The sequence below is a fragment of the Oleiphilus sp. HI0061 genome (assembly GCF_001635675.1).
On sequence record NZ_LWFE01001216.1, the window covers coordinates 1 to 4,167 of the forward strand.

General features: G+C 47.7%; 5 protein-coding genes. All 5 read right to left on the reverse strand.

The genetic code is table 11. The annotated features are described in order from the left end of the window. Nucleotides 1-109: 109 nt before the first annotated feature. On the reverse strand, nt 110-754 hold the full coding sequence (gene ureG / locus A3735_RS18930) for an urease accessory protein UreG (RefSeq protein WP_068512995.1): 645 nt from the start codon (nt 752-754) through the stop codon (nt 110-112). A 125-nt stretch (nt 755-879) separates the two neighbouring features. Then, a complete protein-coding gene (locus tag A3735_RS18935) occupies nt 880-1,557 on the reverse strand; it encodes an urease accessory protein UreF (RefSeq protein WP_068512998.1) in 678 nt (225 codons plus the stop codon). Then, nucleotides 1,554-2,033, reverse strand: coding sequence for an urease accessory protein UreE (gene ureE / locus A3735_RS18940; protein ID WP_068513002.1), 480 nt, complete (start codon nt 2,031-2,033; stop codon nt 1,554-1,556). Before ureE ends, A3735_RS18935 begins: the two co-directional genes overlap by 4 nt. A 137-nt stretch (nt 2,034-2,170) precedes the next feature. Beyond that, nucleotides 2,171-3,877, reverse strand: coding sequence for an urease subunit alpha (ureC, locus tag A3735_RS18945; RefSeq protein ID WP_068513006.1), 1,707 nt, complete (start codon nt 3,875-3,877; stop codon nt 2,171-2,173). A gap of 22 nt (nt 3,878-3,899) precedes the next feature. Continuing rightward, nucleotides 3,900-4,167, reverse strand: a 268-nt coding sequence (locus A3735_RS18950) for an urease subunit beta (RefSeq protein ID WP_068638470.1), incomplete at its 5' end; no start/stop codon positions are given.

Genomic DNA, 4,167 nt, shown 5'->3' on the forward strand with positions numbered 1-4,167 from the left:
AAGGCTCACCATCATCATGGCGATTAAGGCACTTGCTTGTGTCATTAAGGTTTTCAATTTCATTGTGTTCTCCTAAGTTAGTCTAATTCTATTCTAAGTCGTCAAGCACTCAAACCACGGCTTTTGCAGGTGGAATTTCTTTGGCCTCAAGCATGCCTTCGCTAATAATGAAATCAATAATTTTGTCTAGACCTTCAGCTTTCTTAAGGTTTGAGAAAACAAAAGGACGTTCACCGCGCATCTTCTTTGAGTCCTGATCCATTACGTCTAGCGAAGCACCAACAAGTGGAGCCAAGTCTATTTTATTGATAATCAACAGATCGGACTTAGTAATGCCTGGGCCACCTTTACGTGGAATCTTATCGCCTGCTGATACATCAATCACGTAGATAGTTAAGTCCGATAGTTCTGGGCTAAAGGTCGCACTAAGGTTATCACCGCCACTTTCTACAAAAACGACATCGAGCTCTCCATGGCGCTTCATCAGCTCATCAATCGCAGCCAAGTTCATTGAGGCATCTTCACGAATCGCGGTATGTGGACAGCCACCCGTTTCAACACCCAGGATTCGGTCTTCATCCAAAGCTTCGTGACGCGTCAGGAATAAAGCATCTTCCTGGGTATAAATATCATTGGTTACCACTGCAATATTGTAGTGATCTTTTAATGCTGCACAAAGTGAGCGCAATAAGGCGGTTTTACCTGAACCAACAGGGCCCCCGACACCGACTCGTAGCGTTTGTTTTTTTGCCATTGTTATATCCTATATTTTTCGTCATCCCCGCGCAGGCGGGGATCCATTGTTTTAATTCCCCCTAAGACCTTAGATTCCCGCCTTCGCGTGAATGACTATAGGGGACGTGATCGTAAGCTTTTCAACTAAGAACGGAAAAGCCTTGAGTATTGCTGTTCATGTAAGGCGCTGGCTATGGCCAATCCGGGTAGACCACCGCCTATTTTGTCTTCATCTATTTGTTCAGCCAAAGCAATCGATTCTGCAATCTCTGGTTGAAACAAGGTCAGCATTTGTTGAGCTTGAGTCTGACCCAAAGGCACCATTTTAGTGGCCCCTGCCACCTGGTTTTCTAGCCATGACCAGACAAAACCATTGGCCGCATCTTCAAAAACGATTCCCCACTTTTGCGCCGCATAAGCGAATAAGGTCGCAAAGCTGTGTTCTTCGCCTTCCTGAGTGACGCATTCTGGCAAGTCAAAATCCAAGCTTTTCAAGAGTCGCAATAAAGCAGCGCCCATTGCCGTATCTGTTAGCCGTAGTTCTTTCGTTTCCCGGGATGCGATCGATAAATCATTAAGAAACATAAAACGCTGCCAGTCTTCTTCAGCCGTGCTTTCCATGGCACCACGTAAAATTGGCAGATCGACTTTGGCCAGGCTTTCTCGCATTTGAAGTCGAATCCAGGACTCGGCATCGTTGAAGTTTTTTATCCAACGACACTCTATTGCATACTCCATGCCTTGCGAAAAGGCATAGCCACCTACCGGTAGGCTAACCGAGCTTAACTGCAGCAAACGTGACAGGGCTAAAGGATTACTCATTCGTGCGAATGTCCATCATGAGAATGACCGTGTGAATGTGAGTGCCCACCCTTGGAATATGCACCAGACTCAGGAGCGAACACTTCTCCTTCATGTGTCACCACTAAACCCAGTAAGTGCAGCATTTCTTCCAAGACGTGGTCAGGCTTAATTCTCAACCAACGCTCACCCACTTCAATTTTTGTATGGCGGTTACCCAAATGATAACAGGCACGCGAGAAAGTACGCCAGTCTTCACAGCTGGCATGCGCGACAGACTCAACAGCACCTTGAACCTGAATAATTTTTCCGCACTCAGACTTGAGATACTCTCCCACCAATAGAGGCTTGCCACGCTCTAGAAAGACACGTACATCAACACCGTTTTCACTCGTTAATTTAAGCCTTCCTCTATCACGCTGGTCCGAGTCTAGCTTGACGACTTCTGAAACCTCTTCATGACAATGCGTGCCGAGTCTTTCGTATACTTCTAACATAATCTTCCTTTTTTGAAGGCCTTATTTACCCTCGAACTCATCGGCTTCGACCTTGTCGGACTGAAGTCCGACCTACCATGCTAGTACATAGCCTGTAGGTCGGGTTTTAACCCGACTGGTCGGTGCCTAAATAGCGTTTAAAACAATGTGTACAATTGCGCCAATGGCAACTCGTCTGCCGGTTCACAAGTTAGCAACTCACCATCCGCTCTAACTTCATAAGTCTGCGGATCTACGGTGATCTCTGGCTGCCAATCATTCAACACCATGTCTGACTTACGAATAGAGCGCGTATTCTTACAAGCACTCAGGTTTCGGCTAAGACCAAGCGCCTCGCCAATATCGTTCTTCAAAGACGCTTCTGAGACAAAGGTCACTGAGGTTTTCGCCGCTGCTAAACCTTGCGCACCAAACATTGGTCGATAGTGTACTGGCTGAGGTGTTGGAATCGATGCGTTAGGGTCCCCCATGGGTGCTGCAGCGATCATTCCGCCTTTGATAATCGTAGAGGGTTTGATGCCAAAGAAGGCAGGCTTCCATAACACCAAGTCGGCCAATTTACCTTTTTCAATCGACCCGACCTCATGAGAGATACCGTGCGCGATCGCAGGGTTGATTGTGTATTTAGCTATATAGCGACGTGCTCTAAAGTTGTCGGCATCACAACCTGAATCTTCTGGCAACAAACCAAATTGTGTCTTCATCTTATGAGCGGTTTGCCAGGTTCGGGTAATCACTTCCCCGACACGTCCCATCGCTTGGGAGTCGGAGGAAATCATACTGAAGGCACCACGGTCATGGAAAATATCTTCGGCGGCAATCGTCTCTTTACGGATTCTTGAGTCAGCAAAGGCAACATCTTCAGGAATAGAACTATCTAAATGGTGACATACCATCAGCATATCCAGGTGCTCGTCAACCGTGTTACGCGTGTAAGGGCGTGTTGGGTTGGTAGATGAAGGCAATACATTCGGGTAAGCACAAGCACGAATGATATCAGGTGCGTGACCACCACCGGCACCCTCAGTGTGATACGTGTGGATCACGCGGTCTTTAAACGCACCAATGGTATCATCGACGAAGCCTGATTCATTCAAGGTGTCGGTATGGATTGCAACCTGAACATCATATTCTTCTGCTACGGATAAACAGCAATCAATGGAAGCTGGCGTGGTTCCCCAATCTTCGTGGAGCTTCAAGCCGCAAGCGCCTGCATCGAGCTGTTCTCTTAGGGCTTCAGGTAAACTTGCATTCCCTTTACCCAAGAAGCCAAAGTTCATGGGCATTTGGTCGGTGGATTGCATCATCTTACCGATGTACCACGGTCCAGAGGTACAAGTTGTGGCGTTAGTACCGGTTGACGGGCCGGTGCCGCCACCAATCATTGTGGTCACGCCTGACATTAAGGCTTCTTCAACTTGCTGTGGACAAATAAAGTGAATATGAGCATCAATGCCGCCAGCAGTAAGGATAGAGCCTTCACCCGCGAGTACATCTGTGCCAGGGCCAATCGCAATATCAACACCGTCCTGAACATCCGGGTTTCCGGCTTTGCCAACACCGACGATACGACCGTCTTTGACACCAACATCACCTTTAACGATTCCCCAGTGATCAAGAACCAAAGCGTTGGTAATCACTAGGTCGACAGTATCGGCACATGAGCGCTGACTTTGCCCCATGCCATCTCGAATCACCTTACCGCCACCAAACTTCACTTCTTCGCCGTAGGTGGTGTAATCCTTCTCCACTTTGATCCAAAGATCGGTATCGCCTAAACGAACTTTATCACCCACCGTTGGACCGAACATTTGCGCGTAGGCTTTTTTATCCATCTTAGTCATCTTTTCTCTCCTCAGCTCAAAGCTATAGCGCGCCCATTACATCACCACGGAATCCGTAGACCTTACGGTCACCCGCATAAGCCACCAGCTCTACTTCCCGGCCCTGTCCAGGTTCAAACCTTACCGCCGTGCCCGAGGCAATATTTAAACGAAAGCCTTTGGTCTTGTCTCGATCAAAACTTAAAGCCAAATTGGTTTCAAAAAAATGATAGTGAGAGCCGACTTGAATGGGTCGGTCACCGGTATTTTCAACACGCAAGCTTAATGTCTCGCGCCCTACATTCAGTTCA

Excerpts from the sequence above, each read along its gene's own strand:
- ureC (WP_068513006.1), bottom strand. The coding sequence starts at position 3,877 with ATGACTAAGATGGATAAAAAAGCCTACGCGCAAATGTTCGGTCCAACG.
- ureE (WP_068513002.1), bottom strand. The coding sequence starts at position 2,033 with ATGTTAGAAGTATACGAAAGACTCGGCACGCATTGTCATGAAGAGGTT.
- A3735_RS18935 (WP_068512998.1), bottom strand. The coding sequence starts at position 1,557 with ATGAGTAATCCTTTAGCCCTGTCACGTTTGCTGCAGTTAAGCTCGGTT.
- ureG (WP_068512995.1), bottom strand. The coding sequence starts at position 754 with ATGGCAAAAAAACAAACGCTACGAGTCGGTGTCGGGGGCCCTGTTGGT.